We start from the raw sequence: 20663 nt of genomic DNA, 5'->3' as shown, positions 1-20663 counted from the left end.
CACAAATATCCTAAATTTTAATAATATAAGAAAGTTTAAATATTTATATTATTTTAAAACAGCTTTTAGTAATTTTATTGTATCCTCTACATCCTTCATAGAAATCATTTCTGAAATAGATTGAGTATATCTGCAAGGAATTGAAACTACCCCTGTTCTTATTCCGCCATTTTCTTTATGAATGTTTCCACCATCTGTACTTCCCTTTGAAATTCCATATTGAACTTTTACCTCAGATTTTTGCGCTGCATTCTCAAGCATTTCTTTGATTTCATGATGCATAATTAAAGTTCTATCTTGTATCTTAATTATAGGTCCTTTTCCAAGTTCTAAATTTCCTTCGCCGCCAATATAATCTCCGGTTCCCTGTGTATCTAGTACTATGCAATAATCTGGATTTACAGTATAAGCTGCTGCTCTTGCTCCCCTTCCCCCCAGTTCCTCTTGAGTAGAAAATACAAAATATAGTTCATTTTTTGTTTCTTTAATTTCTTTTATCATGCTTAGAAGAATATAACAACTAATCCTGTTATCTAATGAGGGGCTAATTATTTTATCTTCTACTTCCATGCCATCAGATAAAAGACGTGCTGTATCTCCTTCTTTAATTTTCTTTAACGCTTCTTCTCTTGAATTCACCCCAAGGTCTATAAATAAATCTTCTACTTTAGGCTCTGGTTTTGCAGCGCCAACTTTGCCCCTAATCCCATTTTGAAATACAACAAAATTATGTACTATTTCAGAGGCATGAATTCCCCCTATATTACTTACTCGTACAAACCCGTTATCCTCTATATATGTAGCTATGAGACCTACCTCGTCCATATGAGCACAGAACATTATTTTTTGCGCACCACTACCTAATTTAACTATTAAATTCCCCATCTTATCTTCTTTTATATTACAATTAATATTCTTTAATTCTTCTCTTATAACTCCTCTAACCTCATCTTCATGTCCACTAACACCAAATGCGCTAACTAGTTTTTGTAACATTATATCCATAATTAATCCCCACTTTCATATTACTGTTTATTTTTAAAATGTTTTTAGCCATTCCACCATAAGTCTCACAGTATTTTTATAATCTTCTATACTCGCTACTGAAACAGAGGAATGTATATATCTACAGGGCACTGACACTGTAGCTACCTTTGCTCCCGCTCCTGACATAAGTATAGCTCCTGCATCATTTCCGCCTGCCGTGGCTCTCCTTAGCTGATAGAGTATGTCCTTATCTTCTGCTACCTTTATTATGGTCTTTAAAATCTCATCATCAAAAATGCTAGTCTTATCCATAATAGATAGTGCAGGACCCTTACCTATTTCTGTGGCGCTTAAATGTTTAGGAATGCCAGGCATGTCTGCACATATAGTTCCCTCTAGCGCAACCCCTATATCCGGTTGTATATTAAAAGCAGAAACATAGGATCCTCTTTCTCCTACCTCCTCTTGAACATTAAAGCTAACGTAAAGATCACAATTATAACTTTCCTTTAATATTTCTATAGCAACAGCGCAACCCATTCTATCATCAAATGCTTTTCCTTTAACTAGTCCATCTCCAAACTTACCATACACCATATGGAACACAACAAATTCTCCAATTTTTATGTGTTTTTGGGTTTCTTCCACAGAACTTGAACCTATATCAATGCAACACATACTAGCCTTTACGTTGTTTTTTCTTTCATCACTATTTTGCAGATGAATTGGTTTAAAGCCTATTACTCCTGGTATTTTATTTTTGCCTATTAACACAACTTTAGATAGGAGCACCTTGCCATTAATTCCCCCTAAGGACTCAAACCTTAAAGTACCATCCTGATTATATCCAGTAATAATAAAACCTACTTCATCCATATGGGCATCTATAAGTACTTTTATGCCATTACCTTTTTTGTGTGCGATAATATTACCCATAACATCTACTTTCATCTCATCTACATAATTCACAATTTCTTCTTTTATAATTTCTCTTACTTCTCCTTCAAACCCTGAAGGACCTGCGGCATTAGATAATTTTTCTAAAAACATAGTAATTCCTCCACCTCCTTTCTACTTACCTTTTCAATAAATTTGGCTATTACTCTTCCCGTATTTATAATATCATCCATATTAACAACCTCAACTGATGTATGCATATACTTGATTGGTATAGATATTAATAGTGTAGGAATACCTCCTCTAGTTACCTGTATATCCCAGGCATCTGTTCCAGTATTACCTGATTCCACTTCTACGTTATAAGGAATAACATACTCATCAGCTATTTCCATAAGTCTTTCTCTAAATTTACTATGTATATTAGGTCCAAAACATATAACAGGACCTCCACCTAGTTTATTTTCGCGATCAATATCTCCCATAGGACCATTATCAAAGGTTACATCTATAGCTATAGCTAAAGTTGGCAATAAATCATAACTTGCCATTTTAGCTCCTCTATGGCCTACTTCCTCTTGGCAAGAAGCTACAAAATAAACATCTAAATCATGGTTTATTTTTTCTAGTTCTTTGCAACAAGTATACATAGCTACTATACCTGCTCTATCATCTGTAGCTTTACATGTTACATTATTATTTAATAGCTCATAGAAGTCTCTTTTTAATGTTACAAAATCACCAATATTAACAATCTCTTGTAATTTTTCTGTGCTATATCCTGTATCAATTGTTAAGCCCTTTATAGTAACTGATTTTTCACTTTCTTCCTCACTCATAAGATGTGGTGGCTTAATCCCTATAATGCCGTCTATCTGTTTTTTGCCATGAATAAGAACCTCCTGAGAAACCAAGGTCTTAGGATCAATTCCACTACCAGTAAACTTTAAAAATGCCTTTGGCATTATCTCAGTTATCATAAGGAAAACCTCATCAGAATGTGCCATAAGCATTATACTTTTTCTTTCTCCATTTTTGTTGCCTTTTTTTATAGCATATAGATTATTTAATTTCCCTTCCGTAACTTCACAAAAAGGCTCAAAGGCCTCTTTAATTAGTGGATGTATCCAATGTTCGCGTCCACTTGGAGCATGCGCCGTGCATAAATTTTTTAACAGTTGCTTTTCGTCCATAATTTCCTCCTACTTGAGATTCTAGTCTAATTGATATTGTTTGATTTTTCTGTTTATTATTGTTTGCAGTGTTTCTTTGATTTAGATTATTATAAACACATACCTATTTGTATTCTATATATAATGGTTTTTTCCTCCAATATATCTGTGTAAATTTTGAATTATTTCATGCTATATAATTATAAAAAGCTTTAGGGTAAACCCTAAAGCCTTTACTTATTATCATTAATTTCAGTGTTTCTACTGTTTCTATAAAAATTTTATTCTGAAGTTTCTTTTTTCTGAAGTTTATCTGCTAATTTAAAATCCCCTGCTATTGTATTAGGTAGACTTTCCACATATACACTTGTGCTTGGAAATGCCATTGAAACTCCTTGCTCTTGTAAAATATCCATTATTTTAAAATTAACATCTTCTTTTATTTCAAAGTATTCATCAAACTCTGGTGTATCAGTAAAAAAATATATTAAAACGTCTAAACTACTTGAATTAAATTTATCAAATCTAACAAGGATGCCATCCTTACTAACCTTTGAATGATTTTCTAACATATTCCGTATGCTTTCAACGCAAGTTTCTAATTTCTCCCTAGAGGTTCTATAGGTTAATCCTAACTTTAAATTAACTCTTCGTTTGCCTCTTCTACTAAAATTTATTACGGCTTCATTAGTTAATTTTGAATTAGGCACTATTATTAATGATTGATCAACAGCTCTTATTTTAGTAGTTCTAAAAGAAATATCCTCTATGCTACCTTCTAATGAGTCATTACTAAGCCAATCTCCAATAGTGAATGGTTTATCTAATATTATGAAAATACCTGCAATAATATTAGCTGCTGCATCTTTAGCTGCTAGTGCAAAAGCAAGTCCTCCTAGGCCAAGCCCCGCCACAAACCCTTGAATATTATATCCCCACTTTTCAGCAATTATAGTAATAGCTAATGCTACCACTATTAATCTTAATGTTTTTGACAGAAATGGAAATAATATTTTATCTACTTTTATGTCATAAGCTTTATGCATTCTCTCAAATAATACAGAAGATTCACCAGTGAGATTATATGTTCCCCAAGTAATTAGAATAATTACAGCAGAACTAAAAAACCTATCTATAGTTATTAAACTAATTGGAATTCCTGCCCTAGTTAAAATTTTAAAAGCAAAATAAAATCCTAATACCTCAAAAAAATTGGTTACAGGTTTTTGAAAAGCAGCTACTATATTTGTATCTGCATTAAACTTTGTTTTATTAACAAGTCTCAATATTATTTTAAATACATATTTTGCAAATACCTTTTTTAATAATACAAATAATGCAAAAACTGCAATAGCTATACCTATATACTCGAATTGGTAGGATTGCATATCAGTAAAAACATACTGTATTTTATTTTCTACAAAAAAATCAACTATATCATCAAACAAAAAATCACGCTCCTTTCATCTTATGTTTATATATATAATCATTTTAAGCTAATAATGTTATTTTCTCAATGGATTATGCGAGAAAAAATAGATTCTTATTAATATATTCATAAACAAAACTTACAAATATTTGTTGACAATAATTTTTAATCCGTATATACTGTTCGTATAGTATATATACACTATTAACAAAGGAGTAAATTATGAATATTATAATTTCTAATTCATCACAATATCCAATTTATGAGCAAATAGTAACTCAAATAAAAACTGCCCTTATGAAGGAGGAGCTTTCAGAGGGTGACGCTCTACCGTCTATAAGAAGTTTAGCAAAAGACCTTCAGATAAGCGTTATAACAACTAAGAGAGCTTATGAGGAACTTGAAAGAGATGGTTTTATAGAAACTGTACCAGGAAAGGGCTCCTATGTTTCTGGTCAAAACAAAGACCTAATAAGAGAAAAACGATTAACAGCTATAGAAGAAAAACTAATGGAAGTGGCAACTGAAAGCAAACATTTAAATTTAAGTTTAGAAGAATTACAAAGTATGCTAGCGCTATTATATACAGAAGAAAATTAATATCTAATGCAATTAAAATGGGCTGACTATTTATAATTATTGCGTTTTATCAAACTAATTAAGGAGAGATAAATATGAATAATATTTTAGAAATAAAGAATTTAGGGAAATCCTATAAAAATTTCACTTTAGATAACCTAACTTTTAATGTTGAAAGAGGCTCTGTAATGGGATTTATAGGTCCAAACGGTTCTGGAAAGAGTACCACCATAAAACTTATAATGAATCTTATTAAAAAAGATAGTGGAAAAATAACTGTTTTCGGATTGGACAATTTAAAACATGAGAAAGAAATCAAACAAAAAATTGGTTTTGTTTATGACGAAAACTATTTCTATGAAGAATTAAACATAATAGAAATGAAAAATATCCTTCGCCCTTTCTATAAAAGCTGGAATGACACTTTATTTGAAAAATTTATAAAAGAATTTGAATTACCTAAAAAAAATAAAATTAAAACCCTATCAAAAGGAATGAAAACAAAATTTTCTCTAGCGCTAGCTCTTTCCCATAATGCAGAGCTAATTATAATGGATGAACCCACATCTGGACTGGACCCAGTATTTAGAAGTGAACTTTTAGATATTTTATACAACGTAATTCAAGATGAAAATGTAAGTATTTTCTTTTCAACACATATAACTACTGACCTTGAGAAGATAGCAGATTATATTACTTTTATCAATAAAGGCAAATTAGTTTTTTCGCAAACTAAGGACGAAATTGTTGAAAACTACGGTTTAGTAAAGGGAAGTAAAGAAGTTTTAGACAATGATACTAAACGTGAATTTGTGAGTATAAAAGAAACTAACTGTGGATTTCAGGCTTTAACAAAGGATATTACCAAAGCAAGAAAGATATTTAAAGACAAAGCTATTATTGAAAGAGCTTCACTTGAAGAAATTATGGTATATACGGTTAGGGGGAATAATTAATGTTAAATTTAATAATAAAGGATATATCTATTCAGAAAAAAACCTTGTTATATGCTCTTCTTTATACTATTTTTGCGTCAATTGGTTTTTCTTCTATGAGACCTAATGGCTTTGGTTTATATGTGTTATCCCCTACGGTAATCACCTATCTATTCATAAATATTGCTGTAGCCTATGATGACAAAAACAAAAGTGAAATTATATTAAACAGTTTACCACTTAAAAGAGATGATATTGTTATATCAAAATATATATCAACCTTTATTTTTGGAATTGTAGGTATTATTTGTTCTATATTAATTGGATTTATAGGCAAGACTGCTGGACTACCAATGTTTACTAGATTAATATCACTATTAGATATTGTTTCAGTTTTAACATCTGTATGTATATTTAGTTCTATATTTTTTCCTGTGTATTTCAAGTTTGGAGTTGCAAGAATGAAAATTTTTACTGTTTTAATATTTATGGCATTCTTTTTCGTACCAACATCAGCTATTGACTATGCTATTAAAAATCCAAATAATATTTTTGTTCACAAATTTAATTATTTTGTAAGCAACACTTCTAGTTTAACTCGAAATTCTTTAGTTTTAATCTTAGGCTTAATTCTCTTTTTAATTTCTCTAATGATCTCAATACGGATATATAAAAATAAGGAGTTTTAAACTCCTTATTTTTTTCAAGAAAATATACACTAAAAATTTAATTAACAAGCTGACTTTCTACTTACCTGAATATTTTTTAAATTTCCAATCTGCATTCCACTACACTCGGCAAAACATAATTTCTCATTTTCTTTCTCCATAGCATCTCCAAAATCTATATTTTCTTCATTAAATCTATAAAAAAATGAAGTTAATTTTTCTAAATTTTTATCCGATGGCTTATAAGTTGGATCAAATACATATGCCGCTCTATAGTATATGCACGCCATAACCTCATCCCTTTTATATTCTGAAATAATTCCTAGTAAATTGTACACCTCTGCTGAATGGTCATTTCCAATCATCTCTGCCATTAAATACTTACGTGCTAGATTATACTCTTTTGACCTTATTGCATTAATAGCTTGTTTTATATTATTCTCAAGAAAATTTTCTTCATTTATATTTGTTAACATACTCTCACCTCAAGTTATCCTTTCACTTTATATTTGATAATCATATTTTATCAAATCGCCTATTAAGACGGTATAAAGATAAATCCTAGCGTATAAAGATTATGTTAAGATTTTATAATTTAGTGCTATTTTTTTTTCATGAACTGTGGTATATCAAGGGTTTTCATTCATTCCATAGTATTATTATGTGATTTTTAAAAAGTAAAATTTAATTGTATAATGAATATATGTTTCAACTTTATAATCTTTTACTTAAATCCTCACCTGCGATGCTGTAATTAACCAAAATTTTATAAATAAAGGATTGATTTAATGAATAATAATTCTTTTAACCGAATTACACCTGATGAAGCATTAAAAGCAGTAGAAAGAGAAACTAGAATAGGACATTTGAAAATATTTTTAGGCTACGCACCTGGTGTTGGAAAGACATACTCCATGCTCAATGAAGCTAATCGAATGTTAAAAAGAGGACAAGATATTGTTATAGGTTATCTTGAAAGCCATGGGAGACACGAAACTAATTCTCAAGTAGATTCTCTTGAGGTATTACCCAGAAAAAAAATAAACTATAATAACATGATTTTAGAAGAAATTCATTTAGATGAGGTATTAAATCGTAACCCTAAAATAGTACTTATAGACGAATTAGCCCATACTAATGCCCCTGGTTCTAAAAATAAGAAAAGGTATGAAGATGTTTTAGAAATACTAGAACATGGAATAGATGTAGTTACTACTTTAAACATTCAACATTTAGAAAGTCTTAATGACGTTATAAAACAAATAACAGGTATAACAGTCAGAGAAACAATTCCTGATATTATAGTTGAAAACGCTGATGAGGTGGTTGTTATCGATATTACTCCTTCAGCACTTCAGTCCAGATTAAAAAGAGGTGATATTTATAAAAACGAAAATATTGCAAGAGCATTAAAAAACTTTTTTAGAGGTGGAAATTTAAATGCTCTAAGAGAAATAACATTAAGACAAACTGCCCAGGAAGTTGATGATGATTTAGAAGAGTATATGAAAAAACACAATATTAGAGAAAACTGGCATACTGCCGAAAGAGTTATGGTTTGTGTAAGTGCTAATCCTTTCGGAAAAAAATTAATAAGAAGAGGCGCCCGCATAGCAAAACGCTATAAATGCGAATGGATTGTAGCTACAGTAAACTGTACTCATGCTTTAGCCACTACGCCTTCTAAAAAGGGTTTAGATATGTTAGCAAGCCACTTTAAATTAGCTGAGCAACTCGGCGCTGATACTATAACCTTAACTGGCAAAAGTGTTTCCAGAGAACTTGTAAGATTTGCTTCACAAAAGCATATCACACAAATTATAATTGGCCATGCTAACCGTTCCTTTTGGCAAATGGTATTTAGAGGTTCCCCAGTAACAAAAGTTTTACGTCATGCTAAAGATATAGAAATACACGTAATTCCTGATAACCGCAGCTTTTAATTAAGTTGATAGTTACATGTTATTACCACAACTACCATTAAATTATACAAAAAAAAGAATGTAGCTAGATTTATTTACACAAATCTAGCCCCATTCCTATTTTTGTTAACTCTCAATTAATGAAGCTTACTTCCAACTTCAATATTGAGTTCCAATACATTAACTCTTTTATTTCCAAACACACCAAGTTGTCTTTCCTGCGTATTATTCTTAACCATTCCTTCTAAATCACTTTTAGCAATACCTGTAGCTTTTGAAATAGCTGGTATTTGTATCTTTGCAGCTTCTGGACTTATATGAGGATCGAGACCTGAGCCTGAACTTGTTAAAAAATCTGCTGGAATCTCTTCTTTTTTCACTTCAGGATTGGCCTTTAAAAATTCATCCATATCCTTTTGTATTCTCTCTGTTAGGGCCTTATTCGAAGGCGCAAGATTTGCAGACCCCGAAGACAATGAAATCTTATCCCCCTCCTTGTACGTATTGTAATTTACAGCTGAAATTCTTCCATGAAAATAACGAGCGTCTGTAAAATTTTGACCTATAAGCTTTGAACCTACTTCATGCCCATTCACAGTTATCATACTTCCATTAGCCTTATTATTAAAAACCAACTGACCTACCCCAGTCATTACAGTCGGAAATACAAACCCACATATAAACATCAACGTCAAACTAACTAATATTGATTTTTTTAATACTTTCATTGTTATCCTCCTCAATTATGCCACGTTAAGTACTTTGAGTAGCGGGAATATTATCATATCTATTATTTTAATTCCACCGAAGGGAACCAGAATTCCACCTACACCATAAATTAATATATTTCTCAAAAGAAGAGTTTCAGCCTTTGATGGTTTATATTTTACTCCTCTCATAGCTATTGGAATTAATAAAGGTATTATTATTGCATTAAACACTAATGCTGATAATATTGCACTTGAAGGCGTAGCAAGCTTCATTACATTTAATACATTCATTGTGGGAATAGCTACAGTAAATATTGCGGGGATTATAGCAAAGTATTTCGCAACATCATTTGCTATACTAAATGTAGTTAATGCCCCCCTTGTTATAAGTAACTGCTTACCTATTTCTACTACTTCAATTATCTTAGTAGGATCAGAATCTAAATCCACCATATTAGCAGCTTCTTTTGCAGCAACAGTACCACTATTCATGGCAAGCCCAACATCCGCCTGAGCAAGTGCCGGAGCATCATTAGTACCATCACCCGTCATAGCAACAAGTTTTCCCTCTGCTTGTTCTCTTTTTATAATATCTATTTTCCCCTCTGGGGTACACTCTGCAATAAATTCATCTACCCCAGCTTCCTTTGCTATTGTAGCCGCTGTAAGCGGGTTATCCCCTGTACACATAATAGTTTTTATACCCATCTGTCTTAGTCTTTCAAACCTTTGCGTAAGTCCTGGTTTTACAGTGTCCTTTAAATAAATAACTCCAAGTATTTCACTATTTACACAAACTACTAAGGGTGTTCCTCCACGCATTGAAATTTTTGTTGTAACTACTTCTAAATCCTTTGAAACCTTACCCCCAAGTCCCTGTACCATTTCTATAATACTACTAATAGCACCTTTTCTTATAATAGTTCCATCTGCTAAATTTAATCCACTCATTTTAGTTTGAGCAGTGAATTCTATGAATTCTGCTTCTTTATAATCCTCTACATCAAAAGATACTCCAAGTTTACTCGCAAGTTCAACTACAGACCTGCCTTCAGGAGTTTCATCCTTTAGGGAAGATATTAATGCATATTTTATTAATTTATTTTGGTCACATCCAGATACAGCCGTAAATTCTGCTGCAAGTCTATTACCGTAAGTTATTGTACCAGTCTTATCCAAAATCATAACATCTACGTCTCCGCAAGCTTCAACCGCTTTACCTGACATAGCAATTACATTAAATCTTGTAACTCTATCCATACCTGCAATTCCTATAGCTGATAATAAACCACCTATTGTAGTTGGTATTAAGCATACAAGCAATGCTATAAGTGTAGATGCAGGGATTTTAACACCGGAATAAGCTCCTAATGGTTGCAATGTAACAACAACCATTAGAAAAATCATTGTTAAAACTGTTAATAAAATATTTAATGCCATCTCATTAGGAGTTTTTTGTCTTGAAGCTCCCTCAACTAAACTTATCATTTTATCAAGGAAGGACTCTCCTGGACTAGCTGTAATTTTGATTTTAAGCCAATCACTTACAACTTTAGTTCCTCCAGTAACTGAGCTAAAATCTCCACCAGACTCTTTCATAACAGGCGCTGATTCTCCTGTTATAGCGGATTCATCTACAGCTGCAAGTCCCGAAACAATTTCACCATCATTTGGTATTATATCCCCATTTTCAACAAGAACAATATCTCCCTTTTTAATCTCCGATGCATTAGTAATTGTTATTTTACCATTTTTATCTAAAAGTTTAGCCCTTGTATCTTTTTTTGTTTTCTTCAAACTTTCAGCTTGAGCTTTACCGCGTCCCTCCGCCACTGCTTCTGCAAAGTTAGCAAATAGAACTGTAATGAAAAGAATCAAAGCAACTAATCCATTATATACTCTTAAATTTGTGCCTGTATCACCAAAGGCTGTAGGAACAAAAGTAAGAAATAAAGTTATAAAAAATCCAACTTCAACAATGAACATAACAGGATTTTTTATCATTAATCTAGGGTTTAACTTTTTAAAAGAATCTTTAACTGCATCATTAAAAATCTTTTTACTTATAAACTTCTTTTTACTATCTTTATTACTCATATATATTACTCCTTACATTATTAAATATTTTATTACATTAAGTGCTCAGCTATTGGTCCTAATACTATAGCTGGCATAAATGTTAACGCTCCTATTATTAAAACTATAAATACTAATATTATAGTAAAGGTAGTGTTGTCTGTCCTAAATGTAGAATTTGATTCTGCTACAGACTTCTTAGCAGCTAGCGAACCAGCTACAGCTAAAAGAATAATCATGGCGAAAAATCTTCCTGCATACATAACAAGCCCTGTACTTACATTCCAAAACATAGTATTGTCTACTAATCCTTCAAAACCTGAACCATTATTAGCAGCAGAGGAAGTAAATTCATAAAGTACTTGGGTTAAACCATGGAAACCTGAATTAGTTATACCCGCAAGTCCCTGCTTCGTAAGTACAGCTATACTTGAAGGTACAAGAATTATAAAAGGATGTATTAATATAGCCAAAGATATTAACTTAATTTCCTTTGCCTCAATTTTTTTACCCAAAAATTCCGGTGTCCTTCCAACCATTAGTCCACATAGGAATACTGTTAGTATGGCGTACATTATCATATTCATAAAACCTACGCCTTCCCCACCGAATACTACGTTAAGCATCATCTGCCATAGTGGAACCATTCCACCAAGAGGTGTTAATGAATCATGCATATTATTTACAGTACCCGTGGTGAATGCTGTTGTAACAGTTGTAAATAGCGTTGAACCTGGAAGGCCAAACCTTATTTCTTTCCCTTCCATATTACCCATGGCTTGGCTTAAATTAAGATTAGCTATGGCAGGATTCCCAGCTTTTTCAGAATGCACGCAAATTACTAAGGACAATACAAACAATATAGACATTGCTGCAAATATAGCCCATCCTTGCTTTTTCTTTTTTACCATTAGTCCAAAACAATAAACTATAGCTCCAGGTATTAACATCATAGATAACATTTCTATTAAGTTTGCAATGGGAGTAGGATTTTCAAATGGATGTGATGAGTTTGCTCCAAAGAAACCACCACCATTAGTCCCTAAATGTTTAATAGCTTCAAATGAAGCTACAGGTCCCACTCCAATAACTTGTTTAGTTCCTTCTAACGTCGTAATAACTTTATTTGCTGAAAAACTCTGTGGAACTCCTTGTACCATTAAAAGTATTGTTACTATTATTGAAAATGGAATTAGCACCCTTGTAATAACTCTTACTAAATCAACAAAAAAATTACCTAGCATTTTAGTCTTTCCAGTAATACCTCTTATAAAAGCAGCTGCAACAGCAAATCCTGATGCTGCTGACGTAAACATAAAGAAAGTTATAACTATCATTTGACTTAAATAGGACAATCCCCCTTCTCCACTATAGTGTTGAAGGTTTGTATTAGTCATAAAACTAAAAATAGTGTTAAAAACAAGTGAAGCATCCATGGCTTTGTTCCCATTAGGGTTTAAGAAATGAACCCCTTGAACCCTAAGCACTACGTAAGCCATTAAAGTCATAACCATATTTGATACTATAAAAGCAATAGCATATTGCTTCCAAGTCATCTCTTCTTTTGTTATTCCTGTAATTTTATATATTGTGTTATCTACCTTGTCCATAACTGGATCTACAAAGGATCTCTTATTATTTATAACTTTATATATATATTTTCCAGTTGGGATAATAAGCAATACAAAAATTATAAGCGTTAATACAATTTGAAAAATGTCCATAAATAACTACCCTCCATCTGTTCTTTTAAAATTTTTCGGGATTAAACAACGCATACCCTAAATACAAAAACAATAAAATTGCGATTACAATTAAACCTTTCATACAATCCTCCATTTAATTATCACTTTAAGTGATATGTTGATTTTTATTTATTTATTTGTGCTTCACACCAATTAATAAACGGTAATACTAGCAAAAAACAAAATGCTGTTCCTATTATAAATATTACATCCATCATGAATTTACGTCGCCTCCTTCTGATCACCTTATGCAATTATTCTAACAAAAACAAAATAAAGATAGTGTTAAGATGCTATATTCTGCATAAATTTTATGTTAAGACAAATACGCCTTATTTTTTTACAAAAAAAAGATGAAGCCAAAAGCTTCATCTTTAAAATATTATTCATCTACTAAACGATATCCTACTCCAACTTCAGTTATGATATACTGCGGCTGGGCAGGGTCCCTTTCTATTTTCCTTCTTATATTAGCCATAAATACCCTAAGAGACTGTGTCTCATTTTCAAAATAACTTCCCCAAATCTCATCAATTATATACTTATGCGTTAACACACGTCCTGCATATCTTGACATCAACACAATTAATTTGTACTCCATTGGTGTTAAATGTATTTCTTCATGTAAAATCGTAACCCTGCGTTTTTCAAAATCTATTTTTAAATCCTTAACCACAAATACTGATTGCACACTATTTTGTGAATTGTCATCTCCATTAAAATGTCTAAGTGCCACCCTGATTCTTGCTAAAAGCTCAGCTACACTAAAAGGCTTGGTCAAATAATCATCTGCACCACTATCTAATGCTTCAACCTTTTCACTTTCATGTCCACGAGCTGAAACAACTATAATCCTAGCTTTTGTGGACTCTCTTACTTTCTCAATAACATTAAGCCCATCAATATCAGGTAATCCTAAGTCTAAAATTATTATATCTGGATTGTTGGAAAAAATAAGTGCTATAGCCGCATTCCCAAATTCAGTTTCAATGCACTTATACCCCTGCGCTTCAAGGGAAACTCTCATAAACTTTTTAATAGGTTTATCATCTTCAACTATTAAAATCAAAGGCTTTATATCCATTTTCATCGCTCCTTATTCCAGGTAAACTAAATCTAAAAGTAGCCCCACCAGAAGAGTTGTTTAAAGCTTCCATACATCCACCATGTGCTTCTATAATGGACTTGCAAATAGCAAGTCCTAGTCCTATTCCTCGTTTTTCTAGGCAATCACCTTTAGTCTTTGTATAAAACCTATCAAATATAGACGTTATATCTTCTTCTGGTATCCCTTTCCCATTATCCGACACTTCAAAATTTACATTTTGATCTTTTTCTGTAACTTTAACTGCTATGATGGAATCATCCTGTGTATACTTTATAGCATTATCAATCAAATTAATAAGCACTTGTTCTATTAATAACCCATCTACAAATAATATAACCATGTTTTGAGGTAAATCAATCACGATATTATGACTTCCTGAAAACCTTTTAACTCTCGATATGGATTCAGCAACGATTTCTTCAACAAGCTCTGCATCCTTCTTAATTTCCAGCTTACCTTCATCTATTCTTGTCATACTTAATATATTTTCAACTGAATGTATAAGCCAGCTTGTATCTTCATAAATAATAGCAAGAAGCTCTTTCTTAGTATCATTATCAAGTACATCATAATTATCAGTAATTGTAGAAACAGACCCTAGTATTCCTGTTAGCGGAGTTCTTAAATCATGTGAAATTGACCTTAAAAGATTTCCCCTAAGCCTTTCTCTTTCAGCCTCTAAATTTATATGTTTTTTCTTTTCATATAAATCTTCCCTTTCAATAGCTAAAGCAATTTGTGTAGAAACGGACTCTAAAAGAATTTTTTCATTTTTTGATAAGGTATCTTCTTCTAAACATGCTATGCCAATAATTCCAAGAATTTCATTCTGTCCTTTAATGGGATGATAATATCCCACACTATTTATGGAGACATCAGCTTCAACACCTACTGATTGACCTGTTTTAAAGCATTTTTCAATTGCCAGAACCTCTACATCTGAATTAAAAATATTCCTACCAGATTCTCCATTAACCATATAATCACTTGACTTTTGCAAATTTTTTTTATCATCTAGTATAGCTATCATAATAGTTCTGTTAAACATATCAACTAAATTGTCACCACAAAACTGAACTACTTGTTTTTTATTTCTTGCTGTAAGCAATGATTTGTTAATTTTATATAAAATTTTCATTCTATTTTCACGTATATAAGATATCTTAACTTGCGTTTTAACCCTTGAAGTTAAAGTGCTTGTAATAATTGCGGCTATAAGCATTATAATAAAAGTTACTGGATAGTCAGCTCTATAAGCTAAAAAGCTATAATATGGTACCGTAAAGAAAAAATTAAATGATAGTACTCCAATTATCGAAGCCATTGTACCATAAATATATCCATCAGTACTTATTGATACAAATAATACTCCTAAAATATATACTATTATTACATTTGACTCATGAATCCCAATTTTTCTAAATACCAGAGATAGTATAGTTGATAAACTCATAATCACTATAATTTTGAACACATTGGCAATTATCATTTCTTTAGGTTTAATTTCTTTATAGTCACTATATTCATATTCACTAAAAATTTTTAGAAACCGCTTATTTAATTTACTTTTTTTCAAAATCCCCGTCGCCTCCTAATATATCTAAATACCTCTTAATTGCCAATACCGATCTTCAATAATACACCACTGATAAAAGGTATCTAGTATTATGATTAGTATAGACAAAAATTGAAACAAAATAGTCTCTGTTTCAATTTCTAAAAAAAGCACTTCATTTTGAAATGCCTTTAGTGACTTTTTTATATAAAAAAATTAAAGTAAGTGTACTAAGTGTTAGTATTGTTGCTATAATTTTTTTATTATCACTTATAGGAATTATTACTTTTCTCCCAACCTCTATAACTTCAACTGAGATTGCATGGATATCCATATCACCACCATGCTCCACGCAAGCTCTATTAAAAGCACCATTTATTTTTAACATATCTCCCTTATAACCATACTTACCAAAGTTTTTTATACTTTGGACTTGTTCATTTTTAATCCATATACCCATAGCATTGCTTCCGTCACTGATATTTACCCATGAATATTTACCTCTATTCATACCTTCCCCAATAGCTTCACCCTTTAGCGTAATTTTAGTGTTATCAATCTTTTTTCCATTTTCGATTAATTCATTAAAGTTACCATATTCCTTTGCCATACATGCTATAGGAAAAGAAAAAACCAAAATACATATTAATATTATTGTTTTAAAAGTCTTAACCATAATTTCTTAATGCCTCCAAATGTAACTCCTATTAATGCAAACACAGATATAAATTCTAGTCTTCCTAAATACATTGCAATTATATAATATACCTTAAGTAAAGTTGGCATTGATGGAGCAGTAATTCCAATGGATAATCCTACATTTCCTGTAATTGATGCAGCTTCAAAAGCTGAACTAAGCACTGGGTATCCATAATAGGTTCCGAGTGCAGTCCCTACAAAAAATAATATTATATAGCATATTATTATAAGGTAGGCAGATTTCACCATTGCATCCTCTAACACAATTTCTTTTATATGATGAAACTTATATATCCTTACTTTTCTATCAGAATTTATCAACTTATTCACTTCTGCACCTATACTTTTAAACACCAATCCTACCCTGAGACCCTTAAACCCACCAGCCGTAGAACAAGCTGATCCACCTATAAGCATGGCTATTACCATCATAACCACAGGAAAATCTCCCCATTCAGTAGCAAACTGCCTTGCATAGAGATTACCAAATCCTGTAGTAGTATGTGCTGATAATACATTGTATACAGCTTTTCTAAAAACTGATATAGCGTTACTATATACTCCCGAATTTGTTAGTTTTAATGCTACAAAAAAAGAAATAATTAATGCTGTTATGAAAAAACTCTGCGTTTCAATATTCTTCAATATTTCTTTTTTCTTGCCTTGCCATACTGCATAATGTAATGCAAAATTTAAAGAACCAATGACAAAGAAAATCATTGTTAACAGCTCGTAGGAAAGACTATGATAATACAATATATTTTGAGACATCGGTGCAAACCCACCCGTGCTCCAAGCGGACATAAAAATAAATAATCCATGAAAAAAAGCACTTATAGGTTGCATGCCTATAAGCATTCCATTTATCCAAAGCATAATAGTCCCTACTACTAGATATATGATGCTTATTGTCCATATTATTCTTGCTGTATTTTTTACATTAGGTACGAGTTCTGCATCTTTACCTTCACCAACATACATTTTGTAAGCACCTAATGTATGGTCTACCATAAAACTTAAAGCGAGTACTACCATACCTTGTCCACCAACAAAGGTAATAATATGTCTCCACATATTGAGTCCCATTGAAAGATGGTCAATGTTTTGAGTAAGTAAAACTCCCGTAGTTGTAAATCCACTCATGACATCAAAAATTGCATCTAAGAAAGATTCAGTATTTCCACTAAGCTGATAAGGCACTGCACATAAAAAAGTTAATATAAGCCAGGAGCTAGATGCAATAATTAACCCATGCTTCCATTGTACCTTTAATTTGTCAATCTTGCTTTTACCTGTAGCCATAAGAAATATACCTAAACTAATAGCTATACTTATACTAATAGTAAAATCTAAAAGTGCACTCCATTCCTTAAATATTAATGAAGTAAGCATTGGTATCAACATTAAACTTGCAGTTCCTATTATTACATATCCTACATAAAAATTTATTATTCTAAAATCATCAAAGTTTCTTATTACTTTTTTCATATAATCACCTTGTCAAAATCATATTAATGCCATATAAAACAAATAAAAACATTAGTGTATATCCTATCTCTGTAATTACTCCACCTATAATCTTTTTGCTTGTCATAATATTTACCCTCCAATTATAGATTTCTCTACATCTTTCTTTCTATCTGTATTTGTTATGATAAGTACTTTATCGCCATCTTTTATATCTACGGAGCCTCTTGGAAAAATCACTTTCTCACTTCTTATTATTGATATTATTAGACATTCCTTAGGTAACTTTAACTGTCCTATAGATTTATCTTTCCAGGCACTGTCTTTATCTATTTTCGCTTCTACTAATATCATTTCTCCTTTATTTATACTTTCTATTACTTTTAGCGGTTCGCTATTAAATTCCCCTTCTATTAAATTGCAAATTACTTGTGTACTACATACAGTCTTATCTACTCCTAGTGCCTTGAATATTGCTGTATTTTTAGGATTGTTGATTCTGGCTATTGTTTCATTAATATTAAAGTTCACTTTAGCCATTTGACATATTACCAAGTTCTCCTCATCTTTCCCCGTTACTGCAGCTACTACTTCTGCTTCCTCAATACCCGCATCTTTCAGTACTTCAACATCCGATCCATCCCCGCATATTACATCTACCTGAATTTCTTCAGCAATTTTTTGGCAAATTTTTATGTCTTTTTCTATTAATACCACTTGATGTTTTTTTTCTTTTAATGCTTTAACAAGATAATAACCTACCTTTCCGCCACCAACTATTATTGCTCTCATATAAGTTTCTCCCTCATTATTGCCTTTACTAACTTTTCTTTATTCTCCTTATTTATGCTACAAACTATTTTATTACCCTTCTCAAACAGTTCATTTTTATTTGGTAACATAAATTCACCATTTTTCCAAATTGCACATATGCTACATTTAAACTTATCTTCTATTTCTAAAACACTTTTAAACTTAAGTTTGTTTATTGTAATTTCTTCTATAGATATATCATTGTTTAATGTAAATAATGTATCAGATTTTTTATCTATTATTTTATTTTTAATTATATTTATACCTAATTCAGTTGGACTTATAGTTTGTAATCCTAGTTTTCTATAAATAAATTCCCTGGATGGGTCAAAGATTCTAGCTATCACTTTAGGTACCTTAAATATATTTTTTGCAATTTGACTAGCCATAATATTTATATTATCTGCAGGGGTCATAGCCAAAAATATATCTGCTTTGTCTATTCCAGCTTCCAGCAATGTATCATTATCTATCTCCACACCCTTAATTTTAATTCCATTAAAGCCACTTCTAAGGCGCTGCAAATTTGCTGCGTATTTGTCCACTATTACCACATCATGGCCATCATTAGAAAGCTCCATGGCAAGTCCGCTGCCTAATCTTCCACAACCTATTATTACAATATACATAATTTGTTCTCCTTACTTGAATTCTTTATTAAAAAAATGCATTACTATTAAATTTAAATACCACATGCATATTCTAAGCAATTTTAGGGCATAATGCAACTTCGTCTAACTGTTTTTAAAATCATTATCCTTGTTGTTATATGTGCTTTAACAACTATAGCATAGGGATCCTTTGTTTATATTAGTTATACTTCATTTTCCTCATAGTAATGAATCCATAATGGTGTATATGAGATTTATTAAAAGAATATAGTGTATTTATACTAATAAAACCTACAAATACCTCTTATTTTACATATTTCAAATATTCATTTTGAGTTGCTTATAATTAATAAATATCTTATACTAATATATAAACTTAAAATTATAACTTTATATATTTAATAATATAATTTTTTATTTTGGAAAGAAGGTCAACTATGAAAAAAGTTTTAGTTGTAGATGATACAAAAAATATTCGTACACTGCTCGGAATCTATCTTAAACTAAATGGATTTGAAGTTTTGATGGCTACTAATGGCAATGAAGCACTATCCATAATTGATACCCAACCTGTAGACTTAATATTTTTAGATATTAAAATGCCCGAAATAAGCGGCACGGAGGTTTTAAAAAGAATTAGAGCTAAAGGAATAACTGCTCCTGTAGTAATTATGACAGCTTTTGCCACAGTTAAAAATGCAGTGGACTGTACAAAGCTTGGTGCCCTTACTTATTTACAGAAACCTTTTACTACAGATAAGATTAAGACTATTATTGATGAAATGATTACAGAAGAAGAGTATCCAAATGCAAGAAGTATCGAGTATCAAATAGTGATTATAAAACAATTAATAACTGAGAATAACCTAAAAAAAGCATTGGATGCACTAAAAGTAGTTCTATCTACTGATCCAAATATTCCTGAAATTTATGAATTAATATCTATAGTGTATAGTAAGCAAGGGGACTTAAAAAAAGCTGCCATATTTCATAATATGGCAGAGCAATGGAGCTGTTAAACCCTTACTTAACATTGGCAAAGAGAGCTAAAATATATTTTTATCAATCTAATAATTTATCTAAGTACGACGGAAAAGTTTATAGCTTTAAGAAAATTCAAACACTAGCCTAAAGGCATAGTGTTTTTCTGTTAAAAGTGTATAAAAAAAAGCACTTCATAAAGAAGTGCTTTTTTTTGGTGGCTTACCGGGGAATCGAACCCCGGACACCATGATTAAAAGTCATGTGCTCTACCAACTGAGCTAGTAAACCATGTTTACCTGGCGACGA

At 31.4% G+C, this 20663-nt stretch carries 20 protein-coding genes and 1 tRNA gene; 5 read left to right on the top strand and 16 right to left on the bottom strand.

Annotated elements, in window-relative coordinates; translation table 11 throughout:
* Positions 1-48: 48 nt before the first annotated feature.
* From ACREV6_RS00105 to ACREV6_RS00090, 4 genes are all read right to left on the bottom strand, one after another.
* A complete protein-coding gene (locus ACREV6_RS00105) occupies positions 49-1005 on the bottom strand; it encodes a M42 family metallopeptidase (RefSeq protein ID WP_431576014.1) in 957 nt (318 codons plus the stop codon).
* 33 nt (positions 1006-1038) lie between these two features.
* Entirely contained in the window at positions 1039-2037 is a 999-nt protein-coding gene (locus ACREV6_RS00100; protein WP_431576013.1) for a M42 family metallopeptidase, read from the bottom strand.
* Positions 2028-3077 carry a M42 family metallopeptidase gene (locus ACREV6_RS00095; protein ID WP_431576012.1) on the bottom strand — a complete coding sequence of 350 codons (1050 nt, stop codon included), beginning with the start codon at positions 3075-3077 and terminating at the stop codon, positions 2028-2030. Before ACREV6_RS00095 ends, ACREV6_RS00100 begins: the two co-directional genes overlap by 10 nt.
* A 260-nt stretch (positions 3078-3337) precedes the next feature.
* Entirely contained in the window at positions 3338-4504 is a 1167-nt protein-coding gene (locus ACREV6_RS00090; RefSeq protein WP_431576011.1) for a mechanosensitive ion channel family protein, read from the bottom strand.
* A 203-nt stretch (positions 4505-4707) separates the two neighbouring features.
* Here ACREV6_RS00090 and ACREV6_RS00085 point away from each other — a divergent pair, with 203 nt between their 5' ends.
* The 3 genes from ACREV6_RS00085 to ACREV6_RS00075 all read left to right on the top strand — a co-directional run bounded on the left by ACREV6_RS00085 (position 4708) and on the right by ACREV6_RS00075 (position 6688).
* Positions 4708-5085, top strand: coding sequence for a GntR family transcriptional regulator (locus ACREV6_RS00085; RefSeq protein ID WP_431576010.1), 378 nt, complete (start codon positions 4708-4710; stop codon positions 5083-5085).
* A 74-nt stretch (positions 5086-5159) separates the two neighbouring features.
* Positions 5160-6020 carry an ABC transporter ATP-binding protein gene (locus tag ACREV6_RS00080; protein WP_431576009.1) on the top strand — a complete coding sequence of 287 codons (861 nt, stop codon included), beginning with the start codon at positions 5160-5162 and terminating at the stop codon, positions 6018-6020.
* Positions 6020-6688 (top strand): ABC-2 transporter permease, encoded by a 669-nt coding sequence (locus ACREV6_RS00075; protein WP_431576008.1) that lies wholly within the window; start codon positions 6020-6022, stop codon positions 6686-6688. The genes ACREV6_RS00080 and ACREV6_RS00075 overlap by 1 nt, the downstream gene beginning before the upstream one ends.
* Positions 6689-6729: 41 nt before the next feature.
* Here the strand turns inward: ACREV6_RS00075 and ACREV6_RS00070 are convergent, their stop codons facing one another.
* Positions 6730-7143: a hypothetical protein gene (locus ACREV6_RS00070; protein WP_431576007.1), complete on the bottom strand. Its 414-nt coding sequence runs from the start codon at positions 7141-7143 to the stop codon at positions 6730-6732.
* Positions 7144-7455: 312 nt separating this feature from the next.
* Here ACREV6_RS00070 and ACREV6_RS00065 point away from each other — a divergent pair, with 312 nt between their 5' ends.
* Positions 7456-8610: a sensor protein KdpD gene (locus ACREV6_RS00065; RefSeq protein ID WP_431576006.1), complete on the top strand. Its 1155-nt coding sequence runs from the start codon at positions 7456-7458 to the stop codon at positions 8608-8610.
* Between the two features lie 116 nt (positions 8611-8726).
* Here the strand turns inward: ACREV6_RS00065 and kdpC are convergent, their stop codons facing one another.
* The 10 genes from kdpC to ACREV6_RS00015 form a co-directional block, all read right to left on the bottom strand.
* Complete coding sequence (kdpC, locus tag ACREV6_RS00060; protein WP_431576005.1) at positions 8727-9317, bottom strand: potassium-transporting ATPase subunit KdpC; 591 nt, start codon at positions 9315-9317, stop codon at positions 8727-8729.
* Between the two features lie 15 nt (positions 9318-9332).
* Positions 9333-11396, bottom strand: a complete 2064-nt coding sequence (gene kdpB, locus ACREV6_RS00055) for a potassium-transporting ATPase subunit KdpB (protein ID WP_431576004.1) — start codon at positions 11394-11396, stop codon at positions 9333-9335.
* A gap of 32 nt (positions 11397-11428) precedes the next feature.
* Positions 11429-13099 carry a potassium-transporting ATPase subunit KdpA gene (gene kdpA, locus ACREV6_RS00050; protein WP_431576003.1) on the bottom strand — a complete coding sequence of 557 codons (1671 nt, stop codon included), beginning with the start codon at positions 13097-13099 and terminating at the stop codon, positions 11429-11431.
* Positions 13100-13124: 25 nt separating this feature from the next.
* On the bottom strand, positions 13125-13202 hold the full coding sequence (gene kdpF / locus ACREV6_RS00045; protein WP_224617774.1) for a K(+)-transporting ATPase subunit F: 78 nt from the start codon (positions 13200-13202) through the stop codon (positions 13125-13127).
* A 300-nt stretch (positions 13203-13502) separates the two neighbouring features.
* Positions 13503-14204, bottom strand: a complete 702-nt coding sequence (locus tag ACREV6_RS00040) for a response regulator (protein WP_431576002.1) — start codon at positions 14202-14204, stop codon at positions 13503-13505.
* Positions 14173-15804 (bottom strand): ATP-binding protein, encoded by a 1632-nt coding sequence (locus ACREV6_RS00035; protein WP_431576001.1) that lies wholly within the window; start codon positions 15802-15804, stop codon positions 14173-14175. The genes ACREV6_RS00040 and ACREV6_RS00035 overlap by 32 nt, the downstream gene beginning before the upstream one ends.
* Positions 15805-15958: 154 nt before the next feature.
* Positions 15959-16459, bottom strand: coding sequence for a hypothetical protein (locus ACREV6_RS00030; protein ID WP_431576000.1), 501 nt, complete (start codon positions 16457-16459; stop codon positions 15959-15961).
* Positions 16435-17970, bottom strand: a complete 1536-nt coding sequence (locus tag ACREV6_RS00025; protein WP_431575999.1) for a TrkH family potassium uptake protein — start codon at positions 17968-17970, stop codon at positions 16435-16437. Before ACREV6_RS00025 ends, ACREV6_RS00030 begins: the two co-directional genes overlap by 25 nt.
* Positions 17971-18081: 111 nt before the next feature.
* Positions 18082-18741 carry a potassium channel family protein gene (locus ACREV6_RS00020; protein WP_431575998.1) on the bottom strand — a complete coding sequence of 220 codons (660 nt, stop codon included), beginning with the start codon at positions 18739-18741 and terminating at the stop codon, positions 18082-18084.
* Positions 18738-19391 (bottom strand): potassium channel family protein, encoded by a 654-nt coding sequence (locus tag ACREV6_RS00015; RefSeq protein ID WP_431575997.1) that lies wholly within the window; start codon positions 19389-19391, stop codon positions 18738-18740. The genes ACREV6_RS00020 and ACREV6_RS00015 overlap by 4 nt, the downstream gene beginning before the upstream one ends.
* A 419-nt stretch (positions 19392-19810) precedes the next feature.
* Here ACREV6_RS00015 and ACREV6_RS00010 point away from each other — a divergent pair, with 419 nt between their 5' ends.
* A complete protein-coding gene (locus ACREV6_RS00010; protein WP_431575996.1) occupies positions 19811-20392 on the top strand; it encodes a tetratricopeptide repeat protein in 582 nt (193 codons plus the stop codon).
* A 177-nt stretch (positions 20393-20569) separates the two neighbouring features.
* On the opposite strand, the gene ACREV6_RS00005 is transcribed toward ACREV6_RS00010, so the two are convergent.
* A tRNA-Lys gene (locus ACREV6_RS00005) sits at positions 20570-20645 on the bottom strand.
* Positions 20646-20663: the final 18 nt, after the last annotated feature.

The organism is Clostridium sp. (assembly GCF_050717515.1).
Lineage (GTDB): Bacteria > Bacillota > Clostridia > Clostridiales > Clostridiaceae > Clostridium_AD.
The sequence above is the reverse complement of the archived record's forward strand: the minus strand, read 5'-3'. Positions and strand labels throughout refer to the sequence as shown.